General features: G+C 56.9%; 27 protein-coding genes. 11 read left to right on the plus strand and 16 right to left on the minus strand.

Going from position 1 to position 26,692, the window contains the following annotated elements; all coding sequences use genetic code 11:
* Positions 1-10: 10 nt before the first annotated feature.
* Genes MWU55_RS15380 through MWU55_RS15390 form a run of 3 tightly spaced genes read right to left on the minus strand, consistent with a single transcriptional unit; the run spans position 11 to position 3,865 of the window.
* On the minus strand, positions 11-439 hold the full coding sequence (locus tag MWU55_RS15380; protein WP_246937561.1) for an RNA-binding S4 domain-containing protein: 429 nt from the start codon (positions 437-439) through the stop codon (positions 11-13).
* A 6-nt stretch (positions 440-445) separates the two neighbouring features.
* On the minus strand, positions 446-3,274 hold the full coding sequence (locus tag MWU55_RS15385; RefSeq protein WP_246937563.1) for a helicase-related protein: 2,829 nt from the start codon (positions 3,272-3,274) through the stop codon (positions 446-448).
* Positions 3,275-3,310: 36 nt separating this feature from the next.
* Positions 3,311-3,865, minus strand: coding sequence for a tetratricopeptide repeat protein (locus MWU55_RS15390; RefSeq protein ID WP_246937565.1), 555 nt, complete (start codon positions 3,863-3,865; stop codon positions 3,311-3,313).
* A 188-nt stretch (positions 3,866-4,053) separates the two neighbouring features.
* Between MWU55_RS15390 and MWU55_RS15395 the strand changes: the two genes are divergently transcribed.
* Entirely contained in the window at positions 4,054-4,344 is a 291-nt protein-coding gene (locus MWU55_RS15395) for an SCP2 sterol-binding domain-containing protein (protein ID WP_246937567.1), read from the plus strand.
* A 43-nt stretch (positions 4,345-4,387) separates the two neighbouring features.
* Positions 4,388-5,353 carry an alpha/beta hydrolase gene (locus MWU55_RS15400; protein WP_246937569.1) on the plus strand — a complete coding sequence of 322 codons (966 nt, stop codon included), beginning with the start codon at positions 4,388-4,390 and terminating at the stop codon, positions 5,351-5,353.
* Between the two features lie 13 nt (positions 5,354-5,366).
* Here MWU55_RS15400 and pgi read toward each other — a convergent pair whose 3' ends face one another.
* The 9 genes from pgi to MWU55_RS15445 all read right to left on the minus strand — a co-directional run bounded on the left by pgi (position 5,367) and on the right by MWU55_RS15445 (position 14,123).
* The gene (pgi, locus tag MWU55_RS15405) at positions 5,367-6,995 is read right to left on the minus strand and encodes a glucose-6-phosphate isomerase (RefSeq protein WP_246937571.1); all 1,629 of its coding nucleotides are present in this window, start codon (positions 6,993-6,995) and stop codon (positions 5,367-5,369) included.
* 29 nt (positions 6,996-7,024) lie between these two features.
* Positions 7,025-7,699, minus strand: coding sequence for a 6-phosphogluconolactonase (gene pgl / locus MWU55_RS15410; RefSeq protein WP_246937573.1), 675 nt, complete (start codon positions 7,697-7,699; stop codon positions 7,025-7,027).
* Positions 7,696-9,150, minus strand: coding sequence for a glucose-6-phosphate dehydrogenase (gene zwf, locus MWU55_RS15415; protein WP_246937575.1), 1,455 nt, complete (start codon positions 9,148-9,150; stop codon positions 7,696-7,698). Before zwf ends, pgl begins: the two co-directional genes overlap by 4 nt.
* A gap of 111 nt (positions 9,151-9,261) precedes the next feature.
* Positions 9,262-10,218: an agmatinase gene (gene speB, locus MWU55_RS15420; RefSeq protein WP_246937577.1), complete on the minus strand. Its 957-nt coding sequence runs from the start codon at positions 10,216-10,218 to the stop codon at positions 9,262-9,264.
* A gap of 67 nt (positions 10,219-10,285) precedes the next feature.
* Positions 10,286-10,870 carry an HNH endonuclease gene (locus MWU55_RS15425; protein WP_246937579.1) on the minus strand — a complete coding sequence of 195 codons (585 nt, stop codon included), beginning with the start codon at positions 10,868-10,870 and terminating at the stop codon, positions 10,286-10,288.
* Positions 10,871-11,045: 175 nt separating this feature from the next.
* Positions 11,046-11,729, minus strand: coding sequence for an alpha/beta fold hydrolase (locus MWU55_RS15430; protein ID WP_246937581.1), 684 nt, complete (start codon positions 11,727-11,729; stop codon positions 11,046-11,048).
* Positions 11,726-12,367: a DNA-3-methyladenine glycosylase 2 family protein gene (locus tag MWU55_RS15435; RefSeq protein ID WP_246937583.1), complete on the minus strand. Its 642-nt coding sequence runs from the start codon at positions 12,365-12,367 to the stop codon at positions 11,726-11,728. The genes MWU55_RS15430 and MWU55_RS15435 overlap by 4 nt, the downstream gene beginning before the upstream one ends.
* Positions 12,343-13,074 carry a cobalt-precorrin-6A reductase gene (locus tag MWU55_RS15440; RefSeq protein ID WP_246937585.1) on the minus strand — a complete coding sequence of 244 codons (732 nt, stop codon included), beginning with the start codon at positions 13,072-13,074 and terminating at the stop codon, positions 12,343-12,345. The genes MWU55_RS15435 and MWU55_RS15440 overlap by 25 nt, the downstream gene beginning before the upstream one ends.
* Positions 13,071-14,123: a cobalt-precorrin-5B (C(1))-methyltransferase gene (locus MWU55_RS15445; protein WP_246937587.1), complete on the minus strand. Its 1,053-nt coding sequence runs from the start codon at positions 14,121-14,123 to the stop codon at positions 13,071-13,073. Before MWU55_RS15445 ends, MWU55_RS15440 begins: the two co-directional genes overlap by 4 nt.
* A 97-nt stretch (positions 14,124-14,220) precedes the next feature.
* On the opposite strand from MWU55_RS15445, the gene cobA reads away from it, so the two are divergent.
* From cobA to MWU55_RS15460, 3 genes are all read left to right on the plus strand, one after another.
* Positions 14,221-15,090 carry a uroporphyrinogen-III C-methyltransferase gene (cobA, locus tag MWU55_RS15450; protein WP_246937589.1) on the plus strand — a complete coding sequence of 290 codons (870 nt, stop codon included), beginning with the start codon at positions 14,221-14,223 and terminating at the stop codon, positions 15,088-15,090.
* Positions 15,090-16,385 (plus strand): cobyrinate a,c-diamide synthase, encoded by a 1,296-nt coding sequence (locus MWU55_RS15455; protein WP_246937591.1) that lies wholly within the window; start codon positions 15,090-15,092, stop codon positions 16,383-16,385. The genes cobA and MWU55_RS15455 overlap by 1 nt, the downstream gene beginning before the upstream one ends.
* 75 nt (positions 16,386-16,460) lie before the next feature.
* The gene (locus MWU55_RS15460; RefSeq protein ID WP_246937951.1) at positions 16,461-17,681 is read left to right on the plus strand and encodes an MFS transporter; all 1,221 of its coding nucleotides are present in this window, start codon (positions 16,461-16,463) and stop codon (positions 17,679-17,681) included.
* A 30-nt stretch (positions 17,682-17,711) separates the two neighbouring features.
* Here MWU55_RS15460 and MWU55_RS15465 read toward each other — a convergent pair whose 3' ends face one another.
* The 3 genes from MWU55_RS15465 to MWU55_RS15475 form a co-directional block, all read right to left on the minus strand.
* Positions 17,712-18,659: a hypothetical protein gene (locus tag MWU55_RS15465; protein WP_246937593.1), complete on the minus strand. Its 948-nt coding sequence runs from the start codon at positions 18,657-18,659 to the stop codon at positions 17,712-17,714.
* A 173-nt stretch (positions 18,660-18,832) separates the two neighbouring features.
* The gene (locus tag MWU55_RS15470) at positions 18,833-19,105 is read right to left on the minus strand and encodes a hypothetical protein (protein WP_246937596.1); all 273 of its coding nucleotides are present in this window, start codon (positions 19,103-19,105) and stop codon (positions 18,833-18,835) included.
* Between the two features lie 17 nt (positions 19,106-19,122).
* Positions 19,123-21,918 carry a bifunctional [glutamine synthetase] adenylyltransferase/[glutamine synthetase]-adenylyl-L-tyrosine phosphorylase gene (locus MWU55_RS15475; RefSeq protein ID WP_246937598.1) on the minus strand — a complete coding sequence of 932 codons (2,796 nt, stop codon included), beginning with the start codon at positions 21,916-21,918 and terminating at the stop codon, positions 19,123-19,125.
* A 147-nt stretch (positions 21,919-22,065) separates the two neighbouring features.
* Between MWU55_RS15475 and MWU55_RS15480 the strand changes: the two genes are divergently transcribed.
* The gene (locus MWU55_RS15480) at positions 22,066-22,533 is read left to right on the plus strand and encodes a YbaK/EbsC family protein (protein WP_246937600.1); all 468 of its coding nucleotides are present in this window, start codon (positions 22,066-22,068) and stop codon (positions 22,531-22,533) included.
* Here MWU55_RS15480 and MWU55_RS15485 read toward each other — a convergent pair.
* Positions 22,512-23,009 carry a MarR family transcriptional regulator gene (locus MWU55_RS15485; RefSeq protein ID WP_348646243.1) on the minus strand — a complete coding sequence of 166 codons (498 nt, stop codon included), beginning with the start codon at positions 23,007-23,009 and terminating at the stop codon, positions 22,512-22,514. The genes MWU55_RS15480 and MWU55_RS15485 overlap by 22 nt on opposite strands.
* Before the next feature lie 82 nt (positions 23,010-23,091).
* On the opposite strand from MWU55_RS15485, the gene MWU55_RS15490 reads away from it, so the two are divergent.
* The 5 genes from MWU55_RS15490 to MWU55_RS15510 all read left to right on the plus strand — a co-directional run bounded on the left by MWU55_RS15490 (position 23,092) and on the right by MWU55_RS15510 (position 26,363).
* Positions 23,092-23,625, plus strand: coding sequence for a cytochrome b/b6 domain-containing protein (locus MWU55_RS15490; RefSeq protein ID WP_246937604.1), 534 nt, complete (start codon positions 23,092-23,094; stop codon positions 23,623-23,625).
* Positions 23,625-24,113 carry an enoyl-CoA hydratase gene (locus MWU55_RS15495; protein WP_246937606.1) on the plus strand — a complete coding sequence of 163 codons (489 nt, stop codon included), beginning with the start codon at positions 23,625-23,627 and terminating at the stop codon, positions 24,111-24,113. The genes MWU55_RS15490 and MWU55_RS15495 overlap by 1 nt, the downstream gene beginning before the upstream one ends.
* A 194-nt stretch (positions 24,114-24,307) precedes the next feature.
* Positions 24,308-24,844: a DUF2852 domain-containing protein gene (locus MWU55_RS15500; protein ID WP_246937608.1), complete on the plus strand. Its 537-nt coding sequence runs from the start codon at positions 24,308-24,310 to the stop codon at positions 24,842-24,844.
* Positions 24,845-24,918: 74 nt separating this feature from the next.
* Complete coding sequence (locus MWU55_RS15505; RefSeq protein WP_246937610.1) at positions 24,919-25,404, plus strand: RDD family protein; 486 nt, start codon at positions 24,919-24,921, stop codon at positions 25,402-25,404.
* A gap of 101 nt (positions 25,405-25,505) precedes the next feature.
* The gene (locus MWU55_RS15510) at positions 25,506-26,363 is read left to right on the plus strand and encodes an arginyltransferase (protein WP_246937612.1); all 858 of its coding nucleotides are present in this window, start codon (positions 25,506-25,508) and stop codon (positions 26,361-26,363) included.
* Positions 26,364-26,692: the final 329 nt, after the last annotated feature.

Raw genomic sequence — 26,692 nt, forward strand, 5'->3', positions numbered from 1 at the left:
GCAAGCGGGATCAATCAAGCATGGACCTGCGGGTTTGATCCAAGATGCGACGATCTTTCTTGCTTGGTCGCCCCTTCCCGTCGAATTTTGGCGCAGCCGAAGGGGTTTGTGGAACATTGTCCGCAGCTTCCTTTGGGGGATCGAGATCTTCATAGAGCCTCTGCGCTTCATCGGCGGGTCCGCGACGTGTCGAAAGGGCGACAACTCGGATCACACGCACCTGCTTGCCCTGGGCGAATGTCAGTACATCGCCTTCGCCAATTCCATATGATGATTTGCTGATTTTGTCGCCGTTGACCCGCAGGTGACCCGCACCAACAATTTTGGTCGCCAAACTACGGGTCTTAAAAAAACGCGCGTGCCACAACCATTTGTCCACGCGCATCTTTGATCCTGTTGGGGCGGGCGGTTGACCGCCCTTCCCCTGAGTTTCCGCCATCGCGGATCAGCCTTTGTCTTTCAGCCCCATCAGGGCCGCTGCAAAGGGGTTATCCGGATCAATGGCTTTTTCCTTCTTCGGGCCGGACTGATAGCTTTTGGGCTTCGTGTCACGCGGGCCTTTGTTCGGACCCTTGCCACGTCGGGGCTTGCCACCAGAACGATCACCACGAGGTTTGCCACCCGGCTTGCCTCGCGCGCCTTCTCCGCGTGGCTTTCCGCCACCGGTGCGTGCACGACCAAGTCCACCCCATGTGAAGGTGAAGAAGGTTTCCAATTCAGGACCGGTCTCTTCGGCGGGGGCTTCAGCGGCATCGGCAGGTGCTTCTGCAACATCAGCGGCGGCTTCGGCCGGAGCCTCGGCAACGGGCGCCTCTTCCGCAGGTGCATCTTCAGCAGGTGCATCTTCAGCAGGTGCATCCGCCACGGCTTCAACCACAGCTTTGACTTTCTCGCGTTCGCCTTTTTCAGCTTTGTAGCCAAGACCCTGCATCAGGTCCGCAAACTGTTCCAGCGTCATACCTGTGATCGACAGCATATCAGCCTTGGCTTCGAACCCTCCACGGCTGTCTTCCACGCGCAGCTGATCCGCAAGACGCTCCAACATGTCGATCCGAATCGCACGGGCCCCTGCGGGACGATACCCCGACAGCAGATAGGCCGAGTGATCCACGCCCTCGACCACCGGGATGGTAACCAGACCGGGGGGCGGGCTTTCTGGGAATTCCGACAACCCTTTCCAAAGGCTGTCCAGAACCAAGCGCAATCGGGTCGGCGCAGGTTTCAGCAGAAGTGGCATGAAGATGGTGAACTGACCAAACCGAACGCCATGCTTGCGCAATGCGCCACGGGCATCCTGATCCAGTTCCTTCACCTCACCCGCAACCTGATCGCGCGGGATGATGCCCAAGCTTTCGATCATGCGGAATCCAAAGCCACGGGCCAGGCCGGTCAGCGTCTCGTCCTTTTCGATCATCGCAAGCGGTTCGAAAAGCGCCTGCACTTTGCGGTCGATGAAATGCTGCAAACGGCGGGTGACTTTCTCGGCCACGTCGGTGCCGGCTTCATCATCAACGAAAGCTTGCACGCGAGGCTTCGACACGTCATCGCCTTTGACCAGCTTGCCAACGGCATGCTCGCCCCACATCAGGCCACCTTGTTCTGTGAAGTCCATCTCGGTGTCGGGCGCATTATAGAATCGATCCGCACGCAGATGAAATTCGGGCGCCAAAGCCTTTAGGCTGGCCGCACGTAGTGTTTTGGCTTCCTCCGGGGTCTGAGAAGCATCCTGACTAAACCGGAACCCTTCCAGACGACCAACAAATTGGTCCTCTACCGTCACTTCACCTTTTTCGTTCACGTCAGCCACAAGGCTCTCCTTCTGCTTCAATCGGCGCAGCAAAACGCTGGTGCGCCGATCAACAAATCTTTGGGTCAGGCGTTCGTGTAGAGCATCCGACAGGCGATCTTCTACAGCACGAGTCTCGCCACGCCAATGGCTAACATCGTCCAGCCAGTCGCGGCGTTGCGCCACATAGGTCCATGTGCGGATATACGCCAATCGTTTGGACAATGCGTCGATGTCCCCATCCGTGCGGTCGATCCGCTTGACCTGCCGTGCAAACCAATCGTGTTTGACCCGGCCATGTTGATGAATGTCATTGAAAAGCTGGGTGATCAGACCGGCATGTTCCCCATGGCTGATCCCGCGGAAATCTGGCAGCTGACACAGCTCCCACAACAGAGACACAGACCGCCCGTCGCTGGCCCGCGCCGCAACCTCGGCGTCCTTGGACAAAAGCTTGAGCGCCATCACATCATCCGCGTCGCGCCCGCGGGTTAGCCAATCATTGCTTGTGGGCGCTTCCAACGAGCGGATCAGCGCCGGGATCGATCCAAACGCCAGATCGCGATTGCGCCAAAAAAGCTTCTTGTCCGGCGCAAACTGGTGCGAACAGATCGCATCGGCAACTTCGTCCGACAAAAGCGGGGCTTCGCCGGTCACGCCAAACGAGCCGTGGTTCATATGCCGCCCTGCCCGGCCTGCGATTTGAGCCAGTTCACTGGGCAACAATTGGCGCATGCGATGGCCGTCAAACTTAGTCAGCGCTGAAAATGCCACGTGATCGATATCTAGGTTCAGCCCCATGCCAATGGCATCCGTGGCAACCAGATAATCCACATCGCCATTCTGATACATCTTAACCTGAGCATTTCGTGTGCGCGGGCTGAGCGCGCCCATCACCACAGCAACCCCGCCCTTTTGGCGGCGCATCAGCTCGGCAATCGCATAGAGATTGTCGACCGAGAACCCAACGATGGCAGACCGTCCCGGCATGCGGCTAAGTTTCTTGGACCCAGAATGGATCAGCTCGGAAAACCTCTCGCGCCGCAGGAATTGTACATCCGGGACCAGTCCCGCGATGGCCGGCCGCATCGTATCTGCACCGAGGAATAAGGTTTCCTGAGTGCCGCGCATGTTCAGCAAGCGGTCGGTAAAAACATGGCCACGTTCGGCGTCCGCACAAAGCTGTATTTCGTCGATGGCGACAAATTCTGCCCCAAGCCCCAAGGGCATCGCTTCGACCGTTGCGACCCAATACTGGGCACGATCCGGAACAATGCGTTCTTCCCCGGTGACAAGCGCCACCGCATTCGGACCGCGCAATCCCACCAGTTTGTCATAAACCTCGCGCGCCAATAGACGCAGCGGCAGGCCGATAACGCCAGTGCGATAGCCCAGCATGCGCTCCAGAGCGTAATGGGTTTTGCCTGTATTCGTGGGGCCAAGAACGGCTGTGATCCGTGGGCCACCGCGCGCGCTGTCGGAAACCATGTTTTGCCCTCTCAAAGCCCCGCCCATATTCGGGCGTTAAATATCCTTCACCCGCTTCTGTTCCAAGCGGGCCACGGCGCCTTTTATGTCGTCACTGTGGGGATGTATAGCAAGGGCGTGTTGATACGCTTCGAGCGCGCGTTGTTCATCCCCAAGCTCTTCAAGGATCAGCCCCAATCCGGTCAAGGCCCCGAAATGGCGCGGCTCAAGTGCCAAGGTGCGTGCGATATCATCAAGCGACAATCCCAGCTCACCCGTCAGATAGAAAGCTGTCGCGCGAACATTCCAACCTTCGGCAAACTCCGGCGCATGATCCGTCAAGGCACTGAGGTGATCGATCGCGCGCTCCAGATCCCCGGCTTCGATGGCGTCTTGGCCGCGTTTCAGCAGCAGATCCATTGACGCAGAACCGGACCGCGCCCAAAGCGCCCAGATCTCATCCTCAAGTGCTTGCCAATTGCTGTCATCGGCGCTCAGAAGCTGCTCAAACAAGGCATCAAGCTGCACGTGGCGATCCTGCGCTACCAACGGGGCGGGACGGGCCAGCCCTGCCACCAAAAGACACACAAAGATCAGCGAAAGAATGCGCATTCCGAATGGTAACGCGCAAAATCGCTCGGGAATAGCCACATTCGCGTGTATGGCTTGATCAAACACCACAAAAATACAGGGTTCCCTTGCGTCCATTCATGGATTTCCCGGTTTACGCGCACGGAAGCTTTGATCTAGCATTAGAAGAACATTCACGCCCAGACGGGCTATATTTCGGAGGATTGCACGTGAGCGACGTGATCAACGCGGCTGTGACCGCCCTGAGCGAAAAAGTTAACGGCGGATTTGACGGTGGAACCGCCAAATTTGTCATCAACGGCGAAGGTGCTATCATCATTGACGGCGACGGAGTGCGTGCTGGCGACGACGAGGCGGATGTAACCCTGACCGCTGACGCTGACGTGTTCGAGGAAATGCTGTCGGGCGAACTGAACCCGACGACCGCCTTCATGACCGGCAAGTTGGCTGTAGATGGCAACATGGGTCTTGCCATGCAGCTGGGCGCAGTTCTGGCCTAATCAGGCCTCTGGCTTAGACCCCAATTCGACAAGGATACGCGGCATGCACCACTCTGACGCACCTTTGTTCGACGACATTGCGCAAGGACCTGCCGGTGGGCGGGCCTTTTGGCGCGAGACCTCGGATGGGGTTCGTCTGCGGTTGGGGCATTGGCCTTCTTCGGAAAATGCAGAAGCTGCGGGCACAATCCTGCTGTTTCCCGGCCGCACCGAGTATATCGAAAAATATGGCGTCATCGCCGCGGAACTGGCGGAACGTGGCTTTACCACCCTTTGCATTGATTGGCGCGGACAGGGATTGTCTGATCGCGCGGATCAAGACCGTCTTCTTGGGCATGTCGGCCAGTTTTCCGAGTACCAGCTGGACATCGTCACCATGCTGGAGCTTGCAGACGAGCTGGCTCTGCCCAAGCCATTTGTCCTTTTGGGGCATTCGATGGGCGGATGTATCGGCCTACGCGCCCTGCACGAAGGGCTGGACGTAAAAGGGGCGTGCTTTACGGCCCCAATGTGGGGCATCACCATAAAATCCGCTTTGCGCCCAATTGCATGGGGCGTTTCCTGGGCGCTTCACCACACGCCGTGGAAACTGATGCTGACACCGGGCACGGCTCGAAAAACATATGTCGATATCCAGCCATTTGCCGACAATATGCTGACCACCGATCCCGAGATGTACGCGTTGATGCAACTTCAAGCCCGTGCACGCCCGGAGTTAACTCTTGGCGGTCCTACGGCTGGCTGGCTTTACGCTGCCTTGCGAGAAACAACGGACCTTATGAAAATGCGCGCGCCGAGTGTCCCGTGCGTGACGTTCTTGGGCACTCAGGAACGCATCGTCGAACCCGACCCAATTCACGAGATGATGGGGCGCTGGAAAGAAGGCCGTCTTCAGATCATGCCGGGTTGCGAGCACGAAGTTCTGATGGAAGCCGAGCCTCTGCGTGAACAGGTTTATGACGCGATCCACATGCTGGCGCATGCCAAAGACCTTCAAGGTGCTGCTTGATATTAATGCAATATCAAGCCTTTGAAGGTTTTAGCTCACTCAAAACATCAATCATTTTCCGGGTGGACCCATCAAGACCTTCGGCTGTGGCATCCCCCTCAAGCACAGGTGTTAGAGCAACAGCTAATTCCTTGCCCAGTTCGACGCCCCATTGATCAAATGAATTGATGCCCAACAACACGCCCTCCACGAAAACGCGATGTTCATAGAGCGCGATGATGGCCCCCAGAACCTCCGGCGTCAGCTTCGCATAGAGCAATGTTGTTGACGGACGGTTGCCGGGGAACACACGATGGGCAGCCTGCCGCTCTAGCTCCTCGCCTTCAAATCCCTTGGCCCGCATCAACTCGCGCGCGACAGGCAAGCTACGCCCGGTCATCAAAGCCTGAGACTGGGCCAGACAATTGGCGACAAGAAGCTGGTGTTGATGTGCTAGATCGGGCTCATGCCCCTCTGCCCCCAGCATGAACTCACACGGGATGATGTCGGTTCCCTGATGGATCAGCTGATAAAACGCGTGCTGCCCGTTGGTGCCGGGCTCGCCCCACACCACCGGACCCGAAGGCACCTCTAAGGTTTTCCCATCCAAACCCACCCGTTTGCCATTGCTCTCCATCTCTAGCTGCTGAAGGTAAGCCGGCAAACGAGCCAGCCTTTGTTCATAGGGCAACACCGCACGGGTTGCATAGCCGCAGACTTGCCTGTGCCAAAAGCCAACCAAAGCCAGCATCAAGGGCATATTCTCGCGGCCTTGGGCTGACTGGAAATGAGCATCCATAGCCCGCGCACCGTTCAGCATCTCGTCAAAGCGGTTGGGGCCGATGGCAATCATCAAAGACAGGCCAATGGGCCCCCACATGGAATAGCGCCCACCTACCCAGTCTTCGAACCCAAAGACCCGCTCAGCCGCAATACCCCATTCCGCAGTCTTCTCTTCATTGGATGAAAGCGCTGCGAAATGTAGGCCAACGGCCTCGGCCGGGATATCCCGCAAGAGCCAATCGCGCGCCGTGGCAGCATTCGTCATCGTTTCAATCGTTGTGAAGGTCTTCGACGCCACCATGATCAGTGTTTCAGTTGGGTTCAGCCCCTTCAATACATCTGCAATCTGCGCGCCATCCACATTCGATACGAAATGTACACGAGGCCCGTCATGGTAAGGTGATAAGGCCTGCACAGCCATTGCCGGGCCAAGATCCGATCCGCCGATGCCGATATTCACCACGTCCCGGAACCGACCTCCGCCGGGCGCGCGGATCTGGCCTGATCTTAGTCTGGTGGCGAAATCGCGCATCCGGGCCAAGGTTTTCTGAACACCGGGAATAACGTTCTCACCGCCAACAATTATTTCTGTTTCAGGATCTGCACGCAAAGCGGTGTGAAGAACCGCACGATCTTCTGTCAGGTTGATTCTATCGCCTCGAAACTTCTGGTCGCGCCGGGTGGTTACACCCGCCTCTTCCGCAGCAGCCAGAAGCAAGTCTACCCCGGCATCATCCAAAGACGTTTTTGACCAATCAAAATACAGCCCTGCCGCACGTGTTGCATAGCGGCATGCCCGATCTGGGTCCGCATCAAACAAATCCCGAATGCGCGTATCCGCCAGTTCATCGCGATGTGCGATCAGCTTTTCAGTTCCCATTTCCCCCCCAAGGGCAATACTCAAATATACTATTCAGCCCAGTGTACTGTCATATCAGACAGGACCGCGTTGACCGGGGCAAGGCGGGCATGTTTTGCGCCAGCAGCTTGCTTTAGAGCAGCACGTTTGGCGTCCCCGATAATCAACAAATGCTTCGACATGGCACCGTTCAGAATCGGTGCGGTCAGTGTGACACGCGGCTCATCTGCGCCCGGCGCGCGCATTGGCAAAAGCGCAGGTGCGTGGCGTGACAAAGCTTCATCCAGATGATCAGCTCCCGGGAAAAGACTGGCCGTGTGCATGTCTTCCCCCATCCCCAGCAGCAGGACAGAAATGGGCGAGATCGCATCAATAGCGCGTGTCAATTCGGGCAGAGAATCCTCGGGCCGATCTGTCGGCCCATAGAGCGGCACCAAATTGGCCTTTGCAGCATGGCCAACCAGCAAACGCGACTTCAGAAGCGCGGTGTTTGAACGCGGGCTGCTTTCTGGCACCCAACGTTCATCTGTCAGCAAAACATCCACACGCGCCCAATCCAGATCAACTGCAGAAAGCGCATCAAAGACCGGGCCCGGCGTGGTTCCACCAGGCACAGCCAGCGACGCGCGTTCCTCGTGATCCAGCATCGAGCTCAGCTCTGAGGCCAGCTTATCCGCCAGATCCAGCATCATCATGTCGCGATCTGCATATTCGATCAGGTTCATTCGCGGATCTCCCTCCAGCGGCGACCGTCCTTATGAAGCAGCATAAGCGCCTCTTCCGGTCCCGTCGAGAAAGGTTCGTATAACGTAGGGGCATCCCTGCGGTCTTTCCAGCCTTCGATGATGGGATCCGTCCAGGCCCAGGCGGCCTCGACCTCGTCCCCACGCATAAACAGTGTTTGGTTTCCGCGGATCACATCCATGATCAGGCGCTCATAGGCATCAGGTGCGTCGGCCAGTTCCTCGCCCAGGGCCTCGGCAAAAGTCATATCAAGCGGCACGTCGATCAAACGCATCCCGCCTGGCCCCGGTTCTTTGATGGTCACTTTCAGATCCATGCCTTCGTTCGGCTGCAAACGGATCGATAGCTCGTTCGCGGATTGGCCGGTATCTTCTTCGAAAATCGAATGCGGCGGCTCTTTGAATCGCACCACGATTTCAGACATACGTGCCTTCAGGCGCTTCCCGGTGCGCAAATAGAATGGCGTGCCATTCCAGCGCCAGTTTGCGATATGCAGCTTCATTGCCACGAAGCTTTCCGTATCGCTCGCCTCGGTCTCGGCGTCCTGTAGGTACGAGGCCGTTTCATCATCGCTGGCATATTGGCCACGCACGATGTCCTCATGCGAGACTGGATCCAGCGCGCGGATGATCTTCAGCTTCTCATCGCGCACCGCATCGGAATCGAATTTGGAAGGAGGCTCCATCGCGGTCAGGCACAAAAGCTGCATCAGGTGGTTTTGCACCATGTCCCGCATGGCACCGGACTTGTCGTAGTAGCTTCCACGCCCCTCGACCCCTACGGTCTCGGCCACAGTGATCTGAATGTGGTCCACGTATTGAGCATTCCAAAGCGGCTCGAACAACATATTACCAAAGCGCACGGCCATCAGGTTCTGAACGGTTTCTTTGCCCAGATAGTGATCAATCCGGTAAATCTGGCTTTCGTCAAAATGCGCAGCCAACGTGGCGTTCAACGCCTTTGCCGTTTCAAGGTCGTGCCCGAAAGGTTTCTCGACAACAATGCGCGCTTCAGGACCCGCGATGCCTTTGGTGTGCAGCCGTTCAGCGATTGGGCCAAACAAAGATGGGCCAACCGAGAAATAGAACGCTTGCACACGATCCAGTTTCACAAGCTTCTTAAGGTCGCTCCAACCGCCGTCACCAAGCGCATCAACTGTCACGAACTCCAGCGATTCCCGGAATGCCTTGATCGTTTCAGGATCACATTTGGGCTTAGAGACGAACTCGCGCACGGCCTTTTCAACGAAGTCGCGATAGCCTTCGCTGTCCATTTCGGATCGTGCTGCCCCGATGATGCGCGCGCCTTCAGGCATTTGACCATCAAGGAAACGGCGATACAGCCCCGGCAAGATCTTTCGACGGGCCAGATCGCCCGTACCACCGAAAATCACAAGGTCAAAAGGGTCGACTGGGATGACGCGCGAAACCATAAGATTCTCCGGTGCTTGTTAGCGCTAACGGGTTTGTTGATTGGCTTCTACCCGCTCTTCATCGCCAAGTCTAGCATTGATCCTTGGGGTCACAAGGGCATGACATCCGTATCATTCAGGTTTTGTCATCACGCAAAGAAGTTCGAACATGATTGACGCGCCCAGATAGGCCGTTGCGCCGGAGGCATCGAAGGGCGGCGAAACCTCGACCAAATCCGCACCGATGATGTTCAAGCCTTTCAATGCACGCACCACTTCCAACGCTTCAAACGAATTCGGACCGCCAATTTCCGGTGTTCCCGTGCCCGGCGCGAATGCAGGGTCCACAAAATCGATGTCATAGCTGACATAGGTTGCGCCCTGCCCGGCGATCTTGCGCGCCTCGCTCATCACCTCCGCAACGCCGCGCGCGTGGAATTCTTCGATTGGAATCACGCGGATGCCGACGCTGTCGGCGAAATCCCGGTCTTCATTGTCATAGGCCGTGCCGCGAATGCCGATCATCACCACGCGTTTGGGGTCCAGAAGACCTTCCTCTACCGCGCGACGGAAGGGCGTGCCGTGCGTGTACATGGTGCCGTCGAAATAGGAATGAAACAGATCCGTGTGGCTGTCGAAATGCACCATGCCAACCGGCCCGTCCTTCGCCAATGCGCGCAAAATCGGAAGCGTGCACAAGTGGTCCCCACCCCCGGTCAGAGGCCGAATACCAGCGTCACGCACACGGGTATAGAACGCCTCCATCCGCTTAAGGCTGTCCATAACATCTGCGGGGTTAGGGGCCACATCGCCCAAGTCGGCACAATTCAGCGCCTCAAAGGGTCGAACACCCGTCGCGCCGTTCTGTGCCCGGATCATGGTGGACATATCGCGCAACTGTCGTGGGCCGTGGCGTGGACCGGGTCGGTTCGTGGTCCCTCCGTCCCACGGTGCCCCAATCAATCCGACATCTACATCCTTCAAACGGGGATGTTCAAAATCCACATGAGGCAGACGCATAAACGTGGGCACGCCCGCAAAACGCGGCAAGTCAAACCCAGAGATGGGGGTGAAGAACGGATCAGACATGTGACCTCCCTTTTTTAAGGAGGACGCTAGCGCCAAAGCCACGCCGCGTCATGCCAAAACTGACAGTTTACGCGTCCAGTTCGGTGTCCCAGTAAAGGAAATCCATCCAGCTGTCGTGCAAATGGCCCGGTGGGAATTTGCGGCCCACGTTGCGCAGCTCTTCCGCCGTGGGTTGGCGCGCGGGTTTTCTGAGCGTCAGGCCCGAGCGCCGCAAGGGCTTTGACCCTTTCTTTAGGTTGCACCGCTGGCACGCAGCCACCACGTTTTCCCAGCTGGTGACACCCCCAGCTGCGCGCGGCACCACATGGTCAAAGGTCAGATCGCCGCGTGCACCGCAGTATTGGCAGCAAAACTCGTCCCTCAAGAATAAATTAAAGCGCGTGAAAGCCACGCGCTTTTGAGGTTTCACATAGTCTTTCAGGACAACGACCGATGGGATCCTGATTTCAAGCGACGGGCTTCTGACCACCTCGTCATACTCGGCCAATATATTGACCCGATCCAGCACCGCCGCCTTGATCGCTTCCTGCCAAGGCCATAGCGAAAGTGGATAATAAGACAGGGGCCTGAAATCCGCATTCAACACCAGCGCTGAGTGGTTTTTCACCCCGCCGCCTTCGCGAACAAATTCTGTCCTGAAATCTCCGTCCATAGTGCACTCATCCTCGCCCGATCGCCTAGCCGGCCCTTTAAGGCCGATCGTCAGGGCGGGGACACCCGCGCCCCATGCTTATAGGTTGACTATATATAGATAGAACAACCTGACAACCCCAACATCTGGGGCTGCCCGACGGGTAGCATGGGATTATCTCAGAGATGTGACAGGATCACTTGCCGTCTTCAGGTTGGGCCAAACCAAGTTTGTCGAGCATAAAGCTGAGTGCAACAGACAGACCATCCATCGCAATCCCGTGTCCCGTGCCCTTCATGATAAAGCCATAGGTTTCAAAACCAGCGGCCTGCAAAACTTCTCCGCTTTCCGAGAAGTGGCCGGGAGGCACCATGTCATCCTGATCGCCATGAACCAGTAGGATTGGCAGCTTGGACACGACGTTTTCAGCAAAGTCATCAGGTTCCAACATCCGGCCCGAGAATGCGACCAGTCCCGCGATGGGTTCGTCCCGACGCGGAAGCACACGCAACGACATCATCGTGCCTTGCGAAAACCCGAAAACAATGAGTTCCGAGGGGCTTATCCCCTCATCCTCAAGCACTTGATCGAGGAACGCGTTGATATCTGCGCTGGCCATCTCCACCCCGCGCATGCTGTCTTCTTCCGACGATCCGTCCAGCCACGGGATGGGAAACCACTGATATCCCATCGGGTTGCCCAAGCATTTCTCGGGGGCGTCCGGTGCGATGAAGGTTGTGTCGGGCATATGCTCGGACAACGGGTCGGCCAATCCCAGCAAATCCGCGCCATCCGCGCCGTAGCCGTGCAGGAACACCACCACCGATTTTGTGGTGCCCGAGGCCGCTTCGCGCCGTTTGCTTTCCAAGATGCGGGTCATTTGCCAATCCCTTCCCGTTTCGTTTCCATCCGGTAATAGGCCCAGAGCAATCGCGCCGCAACGCCCCTGTGTGGCGCCCAGTCCAAAGCCATCTCTCGGAACGGCTTTTCCTTGGGGCGGTCGGGCAAATCAAACAGGCGTTTTGCAGCTTCTTGCAGCGCCAAATCTCCGGCTGGGAACACATCTGCGCGTGCCAAAGCAAAAAGCGCATATATTTCGGCGGTCCACAAACCAATCCCAGGCACAGCGGTCAAAATCTGCAAAACTTCGGAGGATGGCAGATCTCGCAGCGTCTCGTAGTCGATTTGTTCCGCCGCCAACGCATGAGCATATCGAATCTTGGGGCGAGACAGCCCCACATCCGCCAGATCTGCGTCGCTGGCCTGTGCCACGTTGTCTTCCTGATCGAACCCAGCGGCCTGCACCCGCGTCCAAATCGCCGCCGCAGACGCGGTCGAGACCTGCTGACCCACAATGGCAAACATTAGCGCCGAAAACCCGTCAGGGCGAAGGCGAAGCGGGATCTCCTCCAATTGATCAAGGATTGGTTGAAACCGCGGCTCCAGTACACAGAGCGCACGCGCGCCTTCTTGCAAGCAGCCCTGCCCCTTGATCAGCTTTTCAGTGAATTCAGCCACGCCACAGCCCCCTCTACGGTGTCGGCAATCTGGCAATCCGGTACGGGTGGACGTGCCAACATCACAACGGGAAGGCCAAGTTGGCGCGCGGCGATCAGCTTTGCTTGCGCAGCGCCACCCGCATTTTTGCAGACGACATGCGTGATGCGATTCTCGCGCAGCATTTTCACTTCGTCTTCAACAGAGAACGGCGGCCTTCCCACAATCCAAGAACCCTCATACGGAAATGGGGCATCAGTCGGATCAACGCGACGGCAAAAAAGCGTGCGGTCTTTGGCCAAATCAACCCATTCATCCAATGACAGCGCCCCGGTGGCCAAAAGCACACGCGTGCCAGAAGGTATATGCCGCGCCGCATCTTCAGGGATCGCAATCACTTGCCAATTGTCGCCGGGTTCAGAGGACCATTCAGACCTCAGCAGTCGTAAATAAGATGTCCCAAGGCGCGATGAAATCTGAAAGCTCCGGGTGGAAATTTGTTCCGCAAATGGGTGGGTTGCATCAATCACGGCATCAAAGGCTGCCTGCTGCATGAACGCCTCTTGTGCTTTCTCGCCGCCAAAGCCGCCGGTTCTGGTCGCAACAGGAAAGGGTTTCGGATCGCGCGTTGCCCCAGACAAGGACGCCAAAACGTCATGCCCCTGATCCGACAACAATTGCGCCAGCTGCCGCGCCTCTGCCGTGCCCGCCAGCAGTAATACCTTCAATCGGTTCGCGCGATGATCGCGCCCTTCCTGTCGATTACGACGATGTCCACCTCAACGGGAGCGCCCCGCAAGATTTCATAGGCCATGGCCCGCGCTTTTTTCGCAATCAGCGAAGACATTTTTTCACCATGTTTTTCATAAGCTTGCAGTGCGGTGTTCATATCCGCAACCTGATCATCTTCCAGCCACTCAGCCAGCACTTTGAAATCGACCTGACTGCGCCCTGAATGCAAATCCCGTGCGCCCTGTGCCAGCTTGGTTAGCTTTCCGATACCACCGCCAATCGTCACAAGCTCAACTGGGTTACGCGCCAGATATTTCAGCATTCCCCCGGCAAAATCGCCCATGTCGATCATCGCACCGTCGGACAATCCAAGCAGATCTTGCACAACCCTTTCAGACGTCGCGCCGGTGCATCCGGCGACATGCGTCAGCCCCTCGGCCCGCGCCACATCGATCCCCCGATGGATCGAGGCAATCCAAGCCGCGCAGGAAAACGGGCGTACAATGCCCGTCGTTCCCAAAATGGACAAACCTCCCTTAATCCCCAGCCGCGGGTTCCAGGTTTTTTCAGCTAAGGCGGCACCATCATCGACGGAAATCGTGACGGTTATATCAGCCCCTTGCCCATAGGTCGCGGCCGCTTCATGCACCACGCCTTTGATCATCTGGCGCGGAACGGGGTTGATGGCAGGTTGCCCAACCGGGATCGGCAACCCCGGTTTCGTGACTGTGCCCACACCTTCGCCCGCAACAAACCAAACCCCCTGTCCCGGTTTGGCGGGCGCAACACGCGCGCGGATGATCGCCCCATGTGTGACATCCGGATCATCGCCCGCATCCTTAACGATGGCGGCTTCAGCCCAGCTATCCCCAGAGGCCTGATCGTAAATCAGAAAATCCGGCGTTTCTCCGCGTGGCAAGGTGATCGTGACACGCGAAGGTGCCCCCTGCCCCCAAAGCGCATCAAGGGCTGCTTTGACCGCTGCGGTCGCGCAGGCACCCGTGGTCCAGCCACGGCGCAATTCTGGGGGAGATTCCTGTTCCATCCCATCGACTATAGGCTGGCAATCCCGCGCCGCCAATCCGTTCTGTGAGGTCGTTGTTGCGCTTTTCGCCAGCGCTCAACAGGTGCATAAGGGGCGCATGAGCGACTCGCGTGATTATACGACCCCCGTATTGCCCGGCCATGACTGGCCAAAGCTGGAACCCGGCTGGGTCTGGCTGTGTGGCGCTGGCCCCGGTGATCCGGGCCTTTTGACCATTCACGCGGTGAATGCGTTGATGCAAGCGGACGTGATTGTCCATGACGCGCTGGTTGCCCCAGAAATCCTTGATTGGGCCCGCCCCGAGGCCGAAGTGATCTATGCCGGCAAGCGCGGTGGCAAGCCATCGGCAAAGCAGCGTGATATTTCACTGAGACTGGTGGATTTGGCGAAAGCGGGCAAACGGGTGTTGCGCCTGAAAGGCGGCGATCCTTTTGTGTTCGGGCGCGGTGGCGAAGAAGGTCAAACCCTTGTTCAACATGGCGTTCCGATCCGCATCATTCCCGGCATCTCGGCCGGGATCGGCGGCTTGGCGTACGCGGGCATCCCCGTCACTCATCGTGACGTCAATCAATCCGTGACCTTTGTCACCGGGCATGACCAATCGGGCAATGCCACCGTATCGCTCGACTGGAAGGCCATTGCGCGCGGTTCGCAGGTGATTGTGATCTATATGGGCATGAAGCATCTGGACCGCATCCGAAATTCTCTGATGGATGCAGGGCGACCGGGGGATGAGCCGGTTGCCATCACCTCGAACGCCACAACGCCCGATCAGCGGGTGCTTGAGACCTCGTTGGCCAGTTGTGTTGAAGATGCTGAACGCGAAGGCATTGGTGCCCCAGCGATTATTTGCGTAGGCCGCGCCGTTTTGATGCGTCAGGCGCTGGACTGGCAGGCCATGGCTGCTGGATTGGCGCCACGCGATACCGACCCACTGGGGCGGGGACGCCCCGCCGAGGATCGCTGATGCCGCGGGGCGCCTCCACGAACGCCCCTACGGGTCTGGTTCTGTCTGCGCCGTCCTCCGGCAGCGGAAAAACCACGTTGACCCTTGGCTTACTGCGCGCCTTGTCGCGACGTGGTGTTGATGTCAGCGGCGCAAAATCCGGCCCAGACTATATCGACCCGCGCTTTCATGCGGCTGCTTGCGGTCGGGATTGCCCAAATCTCGACGCTTGGGCGATGGGACCTGCGCGGTTGCATGACCTTGCCCGATCCGGAGCTGAACTATTGCTGATAGAAGGCGCAATGGGCCTGTTTGACGGCGCTCCGCCCGAAGGGCGAGGTGCAACCGCCGATCTGGCGCGCCTGTTTGGTTTGCCCGTCATTCTGGTGGTGGATTGCGCCCGTTTGGCACACTCCGTCGCGCCATTGGTCAACGGGTTTGCGCACCATGACCCTGGAACACGGGTTGCTGGTGTGATCCTGAACCACGTGGGAAGTCCTCGCCATGAAGCGATGTTGCGTGCAAGCCTGCAAGACAGTCTGATCCCAGTTCTTGGGGCCGTGTATCGGCAGACGGGGCTAGAGCACCCGTCGCGCCATCTGGGTCTGGTTCAGGCCGAGGAACATCCGGATTTACAAGCCTATCTGGATCGCGTGGCCGATGTGGTGGAAGCCGAAATCGATCTTGATGCGCTGGTTGCATTGGCCGGGCCTCTTACGCCCTCACCCGGCGCATCACAGCGCCTGATCCCGCCCGGTCAGCGGATTGCGGTGGCCTCGGACAAAGCTTTTGCCTTTGCCTATCCGCACATCATGAACGATTGGCGTACCGCTGGGGCCGAAGTCATCCCGTTTTCACCCCTGGCAGACGAAGCCCCTGCCCCGGATGCGGATTTCATCTTTCTGCCCGGCGGGTATCCTGAGCTTCATGCAGAAACACTTGCCGCTGCGCGGAGCTTCAAACGCGGGATGCAAAACGCCACCTGCCAGATCTATGGCGAATGTGGTGGCTACATGACATTAGGCCGCGCGATCACGGACAAAGACGGCCACCGCCATGAAATGCTGGGACTATTGGCGCTTGAGACCAGCTTTGCCAAACGCAAGCTGCATCTGGGATACAGGTTTCTTGCAGCGTCTGAAGGCCCATTTTCCGGCCAATGGAACGCGCATGAGTTCCATTATGCCACAACGCTTCTGGCCGAGGGCACACCGCTGTTCGAGGCCACCGATGCCGAAGGCCGCGCCCTTGCCCCCATGGGGCTGATCAACGGGAATGTTTCAGGAAGTTTTGCCCATTTGATCGACCGCGCCTGACTGCGACATCACCCCTCATGAAGGGGTACAATTTCGCACTGGCCAAATCCAATATGCATGGATACGCATATCAGCATGACCGATGCGACCCTATCACCCGCCGATGACGCACGCGCCAAGCGTAACGTGACCATTCTTGTGCTTGCTCAAGCCATCTTGGGTGCGCAGATGCCCATGATCTTTACCATGGCGGGTTTGGCGGGACAGTCACTGGCCACAAACCTGTGCTGGGCGACGCTTCCGATCTCGCTCATGGTGGGGGGATCGATGATCTTTGCCAACCCGGTCAGCTGGGTGATGCAGACCTTTGGGCGACGCATTGGGTTTTGGCTTGGCACGCTTGGCGGATCAACTGGGGCCGCGATCAGTGCTTATGGATTGATGCAGGCGGACTTTACGATTTTCCTGATCGGGTCCTTCTTCATGGGATTGTACCAATCCGCGCAGGGTTTCTATCGCTTTGCCGCGGCGGACACGGCTTCTGATGCCTTCCGTCCCAAGGCGATTTCATATGTTATGGCAGGTGGATTGGCCTCGGCCATCATCGGCCCGCAGCTGTTCAACTTAACCAATGACGCCATGGTTGTCCCGTTTCTGGGCGCGTATGTCGCCATCATCGTCATCAACATTTTGGGATCTTTCCTGTTCCTTGGGCTGGACATCCCCAAACCCGCAAAACCGCATGCAGATGCCCCCAAGGGCCGCTCGCGGATGGAGCTGCTTCGCGATCCGGTCATTGCAGTGGCCATCATCTGTGGCATGGTCTCTTACGCGCTTATGAACCTTGTTATGACGTCAACGCCGCTTGCTGTGGTTGGCTGCGGGTTCGAAACGGATATGGCCGGCAATGTTGTGACGGCGCACGTGCTGGCAATGTTTGTGCCCAGCTTCTTCACCGGCCATTTGATTGCCCGGTTTGGCACGCGCATGGTGATCGCAACCGGTTTGGCCATTCTTGGACTGGCCGGCGTGGTGGCCCTTCAGGGGGTCGAACTTGAGAACTTCTTTATCGCATTGATCCTGCTGGGCGTCGGCTGGAACTTCGGCTTTATCGGCGCGACCTCAATGCTGGCAGGCGCCCATGCGCCCGAGGAACGCGGCCGCGTCCAGGGGATGAACGACATGATCGTTTTTGGCTGTGTGACCGTCGCATCGCTGGCATCCGGCGGTTTGATGAATTGCTCTGGTGGTTCCGCCGTGGAAGGTTGGAGCGCCGTCAACATCGCCATGATCCCATTCCTTGTGCTGGCCGGTGGATCGCTGATTTGGCTAATGATGCGCCCGACAGAAGCGTAATTCTAAAACAGTTCCCCGGGGATCCTCAGCTTACCATAATTGCCGTGAGATTTCTGTCACATTGTGTTGCGGGCAGGTCTTGTGACAGTCGACCGAGAAACATGTCTTCGCGTTCGATTGCAGACCACTTTCCTCCAAAGAAGCCCCGCTTTTATCAACCACATCTTTCAATACTTGCGGGCTGATTTTTCGGTTGAATTGTATCCCGGCAAAATAGCTGTTTTTCCACCTCACTTGACCGCTGGTTTTATGGCCGCAGAAATATAGTTCTACGTGATTTCTCTCAACATGTTCTGGGGCGGCCTCTACCTTCATGCCGGATCGGTTGATGTCCAGGATATTGGACATCGAACAGTTGCCATTTTGAACCAAAAGTAGCGGGGTTCGACACACCAGACGAGCAGCCCGTTCAGCAAAACTCCAGCGAACAATCACTGCGGACAGACAGATAAGGGCCATCAAAGCCAGCATGGACACACCCAGCGTGATAGATGTATCCCCCGAAATTATCGAAGACACCTTTTCACGGGGGCGATCCATCGAGCTAAGCGATATAACCCGTTCTTGCGTATCAACGCGGCGGATTTCTGAGCACCCAAAAACGGGTTCAAGCTTTTGTAAATCTTGGACCAGATCTGTCAGGTCCTGAATGGCACTGGGAACCATTGTATTCACATTCACCAGGGTTCTATCCAATGAAACGACTGCTGAAGACAGATTTGAAAACGTAGGACGATCAACGTAGCTATTGTTCGTCTGCTTCACCAATTTCAGCCGCGCCGACAGCTTCTTCATACTGGAAAGCGCGGCCAATTGATCTGTAAAGCCTATTTCTGATGTTATCCTTTGCTCCACACGCTTCAGCACTGCAATTGAATTGCAGATTTCAGTGCTGTTTGCGAAGGCCGGGGTTCCAACCGGCAGTAGTACCAATAGGAAAAAGAGCCTGAAGATATGTTGAGTGATCCGGATAGGCATTGCAGAGAAAACCTTGTCAGGTTTTCGTTACGAAACTTCTAATCCATGACCAACCCTTTTCGTAGGCAATCTGATATGCATGGATATGCCAAAAACCCACGGAATTGCATCTCATGGCGCCTTTAAGGCTTTGCCTGCACCCGTTTTCGACAGACACAGTTTGAACGGAGATGTTATTCCACCCGCCCCTTGCGCCCACCGCGTCGCTTGGGTTGGGCTTGGTCTTCCAACCCAGCGCGCATCACAATGGTCATCGGATGATCCGGCGCGGCTTCGCCATAGTGATCGAGCAGAGCCTTGATCCGGTCCGCTTGAGCCATCTCGTGATCATCAAACAATGCCCAATCCAGAAAAATCGAGCGGCATTCACCCGCCGTGATCCCTTCGATCACATAGCTGTCGCGGATCAGCCCTCGTGGGTCGATAGCAGTCATGAGGTCGGTCATTTTATCCTCCAGTGCGCCTACCCGGGCGGGTTGGTCAGCACCTCATCAATCGCAAGGGCGGCGGCCCGTGCTTTTTCCTCCAGATCCTTGATCAGGGCGGTCTCACTTTCCGCCCCAGTCTCGCGCAGTAGCAAATCCTGCCCCCCTTGTCCTAATGCCTCAAGATCCAAAGGACCATCGGATAGGAGCTTTGACGCAGCCTGCAATCGCCACATTAAATCATGTGATTGCGCCATGGATCGTCCCTGCCCGTCAGAAAACCATCCAATGGCGACACCTTCGGCGATCTGTTGATCGGGTTCGCGCGGTGTCTTCGGCGCAAGTAGGGCTGCAGCTTGGGCGACAAGTTCCACATCTTGCAGGTGGCCCTCGCCCAGTTTCGCATCAAGCGCTCCGCCAGCCTGTTTGGCATCCGCGATGCGGTTTCGCATCTCGATCACATCCCTGACGACTTTTGCCGGATCTCGCTTTGCGCTCAGCACATCTGCACGCGCGGCTTCATAGTCCTTATGAAGCTCTTCTGGGCCGGTGATCACACGGGCGCGCGTCAATGCCAGATGTTCCCAAGTCCATGCTTCGTCCCTTTGATAGGCCCGGAAGCTTTCAATGGAGGTTGCAACGGCCCCCTGCCGCCCTGACGGGCGAAGCCGCATATCCACTTCGTAAAGGCGCCCTTCCGCCATCGGGGCGGAAAGCGCGGTCAGGAAGGCTTGCGTCAAACGCGCATAATAGGGTCGCGTGGCCAAGGGGCGCCGCCCCTCTGACATATCTTCGTCCCGTGGGTCATAGATGATGATCAGATCCAGATCCGAGGTCGCCGTCAGCGATCGCGCGCCCAGCGATCCCATCCCGATAATTACAGCCCCTACACCCGGCGGCGTCCCGTGTTTCAAGGCAAAATTGTCGACCACCACCGGCCAGAGCGCCCGGATCACCGCATCCGCAAGATCCGTGTATTGCGCCCCCGCCTCGCGTGCATCGATCAATCCACGTAGGAAATGCACACCGATGCGGAAGTGCCATTCCTTCATCCAACGCCGCGTGCTGTCCAGCTTGGCCTCGTAGTCTGGTGCTTGCTCAAGACGAGTGGTCAGCTCGGCCTCCAACGCGTCACCACCGGGCCAAGGCTCAAAAAAGCCCCCGCCTATTACTGCATCAAGCACCTGAGCGTTGTGCCCAAGATAGGCCGCCAAAGCAGGCGCCGTGGCCGCGATATCAACGATCAGGTCTACAAGCGTGGGGTTTGCTTCGAAAAGCGAAAAGAGCTGCACGCCTGCGGGCAGTCGCTTCAGAAACCCATCAAACTGGATCAGGGCATCATGCGGGCGCGGCGCATCTGCCAATCGGGCCAGAAGGTCAGGTTTCAACCGATTGAAAATCTCGACCGCGCGGGCGGAACGCAGGCAGGGATAAGTCTCCCACCGGGAAACGATCTCGGCCTCTCCCTCAGTCAGCTCTCGGCTATCTGCATCTGTTCCATCGGGCGCGAAGAAGCTCTCCGTGACCTCATGCACCTCGGCCAGAGCATCGTGGATACGGGTCTTCAGGGCTTCTGTATCCCCCTCGCCCATCATCCTGGCCAGCCGGTCAAATTCGTCATCCGTTTTCGGCAAAGCATGGGTCTGTGCGTCCCGAAACATTTGCACGCGATGCTCAACCGTGCGGTGGAACCGATAGTGACGGGTTAGAATTTCGGCCACGTCTGTGGGGATCCAATCCTTTTCAGCCAATGCGGCAAGTCCGGGAACGGTTTCGCGCATCCGTAAGCCTTCGTCACGTCCGCCAGCAATGATTTGGCGGGTTTGGGTGAAAAACTCGATCTCGCGAATGCCGCCACGCCCCAATTTCATGTCATGTCCGGGCAGCGTGATATCCCCGTGTAAGCCTTTATGTTCGCGAATGCGCAGGCGCATATCATGCGCATCCTGGATCGCTGCAAAATCCAGATGCTTGCGCCAGATGAAAGGGCGAAGGCGCGTCAGATAGGCGTCGCCCGCTGCAATATCACCGCCACAAGGGCGCGCTTTGATATGGGCCGCGCGTTCCCAAGTACGGCCGAGGCTTTCATAGTATCGCTCTGCCGCTTCCATCGACACGCAAACCGGTGTCACCGCTGGATCGGGCCGCAAACGAAGATCGGTACGGAAGACATAGCCGTCCTCGGTCAGTTCAGACAGCATGGTGCTCATCTTACGGGTGGCGCGGATGTGGCTGGCTCGTGCCTCGTGAAAATCCGCGCCCTCAAAACGGCTGTCATCAAACAGCATGATCAAATCGATATCCGAGCTGTAGTTCAGCTCGTGCGCGCCCATTTTACCCATGGCGAGCGCAACCATACCGCCCGCGATTTCAATGTCGCCTTCCCCCATGCCCGGCAGCTTGCCACGACGAATTTCATTCCCGACCTGGAACGTCATCGCCTGATGGGTTGTGAAATCTGCAAGATCGGTCAGCGCGCCCGTCACCTGCTCCAGCTCATAGACACCGGCCAAATCGGCCAAGCCCGTCAGCAATGCGATGCGTTGCTTGGCAACGCGCAGCGATTTACGAAGCGCGCTGTCGCTATCGCAATCCATTCCGGACATGGCGTCAGAAATTGCCTCTTCCGGGGGGCGACCCAAAGCCTTGCGCAACCAATCAGATTGCTTTTCCATCAAGCCCTTCAGATAGGGCGAACAGCCCGCAGCGCCGGAAAGCACATCGCGCAGCTCCGGGGCGAAGTCAGAAAACGCCTCGGCAATCTCGCGTGCAGGCTCTGCATCATATGCGATCGGAGTTCTGGTGATACGGGCAGAAAAAGTAGATTGGCTCATTCTTGCAAATTGCGCCTGTCCGCCGGGAGCGTCAACCGGCGATGACGCCGTGCGACAATCACGCCTGTCACGCCACAAAGACAGCGATCCGAAGGCTTGCCCAGTGTGGCCCCATCAGTATTGTCGTGCACAACCAAGGGGGTGTTCATGTCGAAAAGCTTGAATCGCGTAAAATCTGCACTTGAGACGATCGGATTAATCACCGAGGTCATGGAAATGGCGGATGGAACGCGCACCGCCGCAGATGCCGCCCGCGCTTGTGGCTGTGAGCTGGACCAGATCGCCAAATCCATCATCTTCCGCGGGGAAAACAGCGGCCATGTGATCCTGTTCCTGACTGCGGGCGGCAATCGGGTGGACGCGACGAAGGCTGCCGTGCTTGCGGAGGAGCCGCTTGGCAAGGCAGATGCTGCCTTGATCCGAAAAGAAACAGGGTTCGCCATCGGAGGCGTCTCACCGGTCGGCCTGACCAATCCTGTGAAAGCGTTCTACGACGCGCGTTTAATGGATTTCGACGTGGTCTGGGCCGCAGCTGGCACCCCACGTCACGTCTTTGCCGCAGCGCCGTCTGACTTGATTGCGGCCTGTGGCGCTCAGCCCGGCAGCTTTGTCTGATCATTGGGGTCCATGAGCGTCATCAAAATCTGAGCAAGATCGGCGCGCTGCGCGTCTGGCAACGGGGCCAGAAACGTCTCGTTCACTGTTTTGACCGTAGCAAACAGGCTGGGCATCAATTGGGTGCCTGCCTTGGTCAGAAAGACGCGATGGGATCGGCGGGATGTGGCATCTGGTCGGCGCTCGACCAACCCCTCCCCTTCAAGGTGGTCCAAAGCGCGGGTTATCGCGTAATTGGGCATTGAAATGCCATCGCCCAATTCAGTTTGTGTGACGTTCTCCCGCTCTGACAAGTTCATGAGGATAATAAAGTGATCAATTTTCAGGCCAAATTCTGACAACCTATCCGTCATTTGTCGCTCAAGCATTCGTGCGAGTCGTTGGATCATCCAACCGACACTGGTTTGTCGCGTGGCTGTTGCACGGTCTGAAAGGGAATTGTTTTTCTTCATAAGCAAGACCATAAAACGCAACATTTGCAGTTGCAAATGATTTTTCTTGCCATTGTTGCAATTGCAAATATGATGATTCCGACTCTTTCAAGGATTGGAGAACACAATGAAACGCTATCATCCCCTTTTGGTCGCCCTGCATTGGGTCTTGGCTGCAATGATCGTCGGAGGCCTGATTATGGGTGGCCAAGTCTTGGCAGCACTTCCCAATGACAGCCCCGACAAACTGTTTAGCTTGCGCATGCATATGAGCTTGGGAATGATCATCGGCGTCCTGATGATTATTCGCCTGATCACTCGGCTTCGCACGCAACACCCACCCAAGGCTGATACCGGGAACGCCCTGTTGAACATGGGCGGGCAAGCCGCGCATTGGGCGCTTTACGCACTTGTGCTGCTGATGGTTGCCAGCGGCATCGGCATTTCGCTGGGCGCTGGCCTGCCCGATATCGTGTTCGGCGGATCTGGCGCACCTTTGCCAGAAACCTTTAGTGACCTGCCCCCGCGCACGGCCCACGGCATCCTGTCGAAGCTTTTGGCCCTGACCATCCTCGCCCATATCGCCGGCTGGGCGTATCACCAGTTCATGCTGAAGGACGGCTTGTTCAGCCGCATGTGGTTCGGAAACCGGACTGACTGATGCGTAAGGTTCTGGACTTCTTAAATGAGATCGCCGGCATTCTATATGTCGGCGGTATCCTGTCGCACATTGTTATAGGGGCCGTGATTGGCACCCCGGATGGCGCGACAGCGGTGACGGTCTATAGCTACAAACTGACCAGCGCATACATTTTGATTCTGCCCGGGCTTGCATTGAAACTTGCCTGTGATCTGGCCCTGTTCTTCATTTGGAAAGAGCGGTCGCGTTGGATGATCGTCAAACTCGCCTGTCAGGCCTTCTTGGCAGTGAACGCATTTGTCTTCCTTGTACCGATGATGCCTGACCTGCTTGCCCTCGCAGAAGCCGGAGACGCCGCCGCTCCCGTAAGCGACGCGTTCCACGCGCTGGAAGCCCGCGAGGCACTTGTGGGCATGTCCAACGTACTGCCGCTTGTGACAGAGCTGATTATGGGCGCATTCAAGCCCAGACTGGGCCAAAAAGCCTCATCTGACGCCATTCAAGCATGAGCTTTGACCAAATGAGACTGAAAAGAGCGGTGAAAACTCATCGCTCATTTTTGTGTTTTACCCATTAATTACAGCGCATTATGCGATTTATGTAAAAAACATTCACATTAGCTCTTGATGTCCTGAAGGGAATACCCACATCCTAATCATGTGAAAGACATTCACATTCAAACATTAACCGAATGGAGACCATCATGAACACCGCCGCCCATACCACTGACTACACCGCCGCCCCTCGCGGCTGGTTCTCGCGGACCGAGGCGTGGCTGGACGAGCGCGGCAAAGGCGCTTGGATCGCTGCCATGGTCATCAGTTTCATCTTTTTCTGGCCCGTCGGCCTTGCGCTTCTGGCTTACATGATCTGGGGTAAACGCATGTTTTCTAAATCTTGTTCTCATCGCCGCAACCGTGACAGCCAGGCTTGGCAAGATCAGCACATGTCGCACCGCCACGGATTTGCAAGCTCGGGCAACACCGCGTTTGACTCCTACAAGGCGGAAACCCTGCGCCGTTTGATGAGCGAACAAGAAGCGTTTGAAGCCTTCTTAGAACGCCTACGCGCCGCAAAGGACAAATCCGAGTTCGACCAGTTCATGGAAGAACGCGCCGAAGCCGCCCGCAGCACGCATATCGACGACTACGAAATGTCGGACGAAGAAGTTGACGAGCTTGCGGAAGAAACGGCCGAGGATGTTGAAGTCCTTGATGAACCCAAACGTAAAAAGAAGTAATCTAATTCCGATTACACCTTCCCGGCCCTACGTGGGCCGGGTTCTTGTGACTTAAGAGAGCAGCCAAACCCAAGATGACTTATTCCTTTGACCATCAAAATACCCGTCGCGATACGGCGCTTTGGGGACTTCCTGACCCGGATACGCAATCCGAATTCTACCAAGATGTAGTCATGAAGCGCCTTCTGGCATGGTTCATCGATGTTGTCTTGATCATCGGGATCTGTTTTGTGATTGGCCTTTTGACCCTTGGCATTGGGTTTTTTCTTTGGGGGCTTGTGTATCTGGCCGTGGGTTTTGCCTATCGCATAACAACCCTGACCCGGAAATCCGCCACCATAGGCATGCGCTTTACGGCGATCGAGTTGCGCCGCCATGACGGGCAACGCTTTGATCGACAGACTGCAGCGCTTCACACCTTGGGCTACTACTTGTCGATGTCGACGGTTGTTCTTCAGATGATTTCGCTGGTGATGATGTTTACCACAGCACGCGGCCAAGGCTTGGCGGACATGGTGCTGGGAACCACGGCAATCAACCGCATGGCCGAGCGCCGTTAAGACACCTCCTGCCCCCGTTTACCCTAGCTGTTTACGGGGGCTTGCCCGACACCGCTTGATCGGGCTAGGCTCCTTACGATTTGAGCTGATTTCGAGAAACTATGCGCCACACCCTTCCACTTGCCCCCCAGTTCTATGTGACCGCTCCGCAGGAGTGTCCGTATCTGGATGGACGCCTTGAACGTAAGCTGTTCACCGCGCTGCAAGGGGAACATGCGGAAACCCTGAATGACACGCTGTCCAAGCAGGGCTTCCGACGTTCACAGAACGTGCTTTATCGCCCGTCCTGTGCGGAATGTTCGGCTTGTCTGTCTGCGCGCATTCGCGTTGCAGATTTCAAACCCAGCAAAAGCCAAAAGCGTACGGTAAAGCGCAACGCGATGCTTGAACGACGTGCTCGTGCGCCTTGGGCCAGTGAAGATCAATACGAGTTGTTCCGCCGCTATCTGGATGATCGGCACGCCGAAGGCGGCATGGCAGATATGGATGTGTTCGAATTTGCCGCGATGATCGAGGAAACTCCGATCAAAAGCCGCGTGATTGAATATGCAGAACGCGGACAAGGGCAAAAACCTGGCGATGACGCCACCGGTCCGCTGCGCGCGGTGTGCCTGACGGATGTGCTCGAAGACGGATTGTCTATGGTGTATTCGTTCTACGATCCGAACTGGCATCGCAAGTCCCTTGGCACCTACATGATCCTCGACCACATCGAGATCGCGCGCGAAGCTGGCCTGCCCTATGTCTATCTTGGCTATTGGGTACCGGGCAGCCCGAAGATGGATTACAAAGCCACGTTCTCGTCTATCGAGATCTACCGCGACAATCACTGGACCCCGCTCAATACGGACGAAGATTACTCGGCAGAGCTGCATCCCTTGTCCACGGATCCAATTGCGGAACAAGTGGCCGGCATCAACCTTCCAGACACCGCAAGCCGAGCACAGCGCGAAGGCTAACCCGCCATATGGGACTCGGTTTGACAGCCAAATCTACCGTGATCATCAAAAAAACCACTCAGATTTCCATTAATTGCGCCAATCAGGCCACCAAACGATCTAAAATTACAAAAAATTAGCCTACGCGACATTTTATGCGCGCTTTCGCTGTTGACGCCCCCCATCACCGCTCATAATGTCCCCCGCACGTAATGTAGAAGCCTTCAAGGATATCCTTGGGCAAGAACTTGGGAAAACTGCAATGAGCGGCGTCCTAGTGATTGTGAGAAATTGGCGCATGGGCCGGTAACGGAACCATAATGGAACCCCATGCGCCCCCGAGAAAATCG

The organism is Aliiroseovarius sp. F20344 (assembly GCF_023016155.1).
In the GTDB taxonomy this organism is placed as follows: domain Bacteria; phylum Pseudomonadota; class Alphaproteobacteria; order Rhodobacterales; family Rhodobacteraceae; genus Aliiroseovarius.

Coding starts and splice junctions, on each gene's coding strand:
- MWU55_RS15380 (WP_246937561.1), bottom strand. CDS start 439: ATGGCGGAAACTCAGGGGAAGGGCGGTCAACCGCCCGCCCCAACAGGA.
- MWU55_RS15385 (WP_246937563.1), bottom strand. CDS start 3,274: ATGGTTTCCGACAGCGCGCGCGGTGGCCCACGGATCACAGCCGTTCTT.
- MWU55_RS15390 (WP_246937565.1), bottom strand. CDS start 3,865: ATGCGCATTCTTTCGCTGATCTTTGTGTGTCTTTTGGTGGCAGGGCTG.
- MWU55_RS15400 (WP_246937569.1), top strand. CDS start 4,388: ATGCACCACTCTGACGCACCTTTGTTCGACGACATTGCGCAAGGACCT.
- pgi (WP_246937571.1), bottom strand. CDS start 6,995: ATGGGAACTGAAAAGCTGATCGCACATCGCGATGAACTGGCGGATACG.
- pgl (WP_246937573.1), bottom strand. CDS start 7,699: ATGAACCTGATCGAATATGCAGATCGCGACATGATGATGCTGGATCTG.
- zwf (WP_246937575.1), bottom strand. CDS start 9,150: ATGGTTTCGCGCGTCATCCCAGTCGACCCTTTTGACCTTGTGATTTTC.
- speB (WP_246937577.1), bottom strand. CDS start 10,218: ATGTCTGATCCGTTCTTCACCCCCATCTCTGGGTTTGACTTGCCGCGT.
- MWU55_RS15425 (WP_246937579.1), bottom strand. CDS start 10,870: ATGGACGGAGATTTCAGGACAGAATTTGTTCGCGAAGGCGGCGGGGTG.
- MWU55_RS15430 (WP_246937581.1), bottom strand. CDS start 11,729: ATGACCCGCATCTTGGAAAGCAAACGGCGCGAAGCGGCCTCGGGCACC.
- MWU55_RS15445 (WP_246937587.1), bottom strand. CDS start 14,123: ATGGAACAGGAATCTCCCCCAGAATTGCGCCGTGGCTGGACCACGGGT.
- cobA (WP_246937589.1), top strand. CDS start 14,221: ATGAGCGACTCGCGTGATTATACGACCCCCGTATTGCCCGGCCATGAC.
- MWU55_RS15455 (WP_246937591.1), top strand. CDS start 15,090: ATGCCGCGGGGCGCCTCCACGAACGCCCCTACGGGTCTGGTTCTGTCT.
- MWU55_RS15460 (WP_246937951.1), top strand. CDS start 16,461: ATGACCGATGCGACCCTATCACCCGCCGATGACGCACGCGCCAAGCGT.
- MWU55_RS15465 (WP_246937593.1), bottom strand. CDS start 18,659: ATGCCTATCCGGATCACTCAACATATCTTCAGGCTCTTTTTCCTATTG.
- MWU55_RS15470 (WP_246937596.1), bottom strand. CDS start 19,105: ATGACCGACCTCATGACTGCTATCGACCCACGAGGGCTGATCCGCGAC.
- MWU55_RS15475 (WP_246937598.1), bottom strand. CDS start 21,918: ATGAGCCAATCTACTTTTTCTGCCCGTATCACCAGAACTCCGATCGCA.
- MWU55_RS15480 (WP_246937600.1), top strand. CDS start 22,066: ATGTCGAAAAGCTTGAATCGCGTAAAATCTGCACTTGAGACGATCGGA.
- MWU55_RS15485 (WP_348646243.1), bottom strand. CDS start 23,009: ATGTTGCGTTTTATGGTCTTGCTTATGAAGAAAAACAATTCCCTTTCA.
- MWU55_RS15490 (WP_246937604.1), top strand. CDS start 23,092: ATGAAACGCTATCATCCCCTTTTGGTCGCCCTGCATTGGGTCTTGGCT.
- MWU55_RS15495 (WP_246937606.1), top strand. CDS start 23,625: ATGCGTAAGGTTCTGGACTTCTTAAATGAGATCGCCGGCATTCTATAT.
- MWU55_RS15500 (WP_246937608.1), top strand. CDS start 24,308: ATGAACACCGCCGCCCATACCACTGACTACACCGCCGCCCCTCGCGGC.
- MWU55_RS15505 (WP_246937610.1), top strand. CDS start 24,919: ATGACTTATTCCTTTGACCATCAAAATACCCGTCGCGATACGGCGCTT.
- MWU55_RS15510 (WP_246937612.1), top strand. CDS start 25,506: ATGCGCCACACCCTTCCACTTGCCCCCCAGTTCTATGTGACCGCTCCG.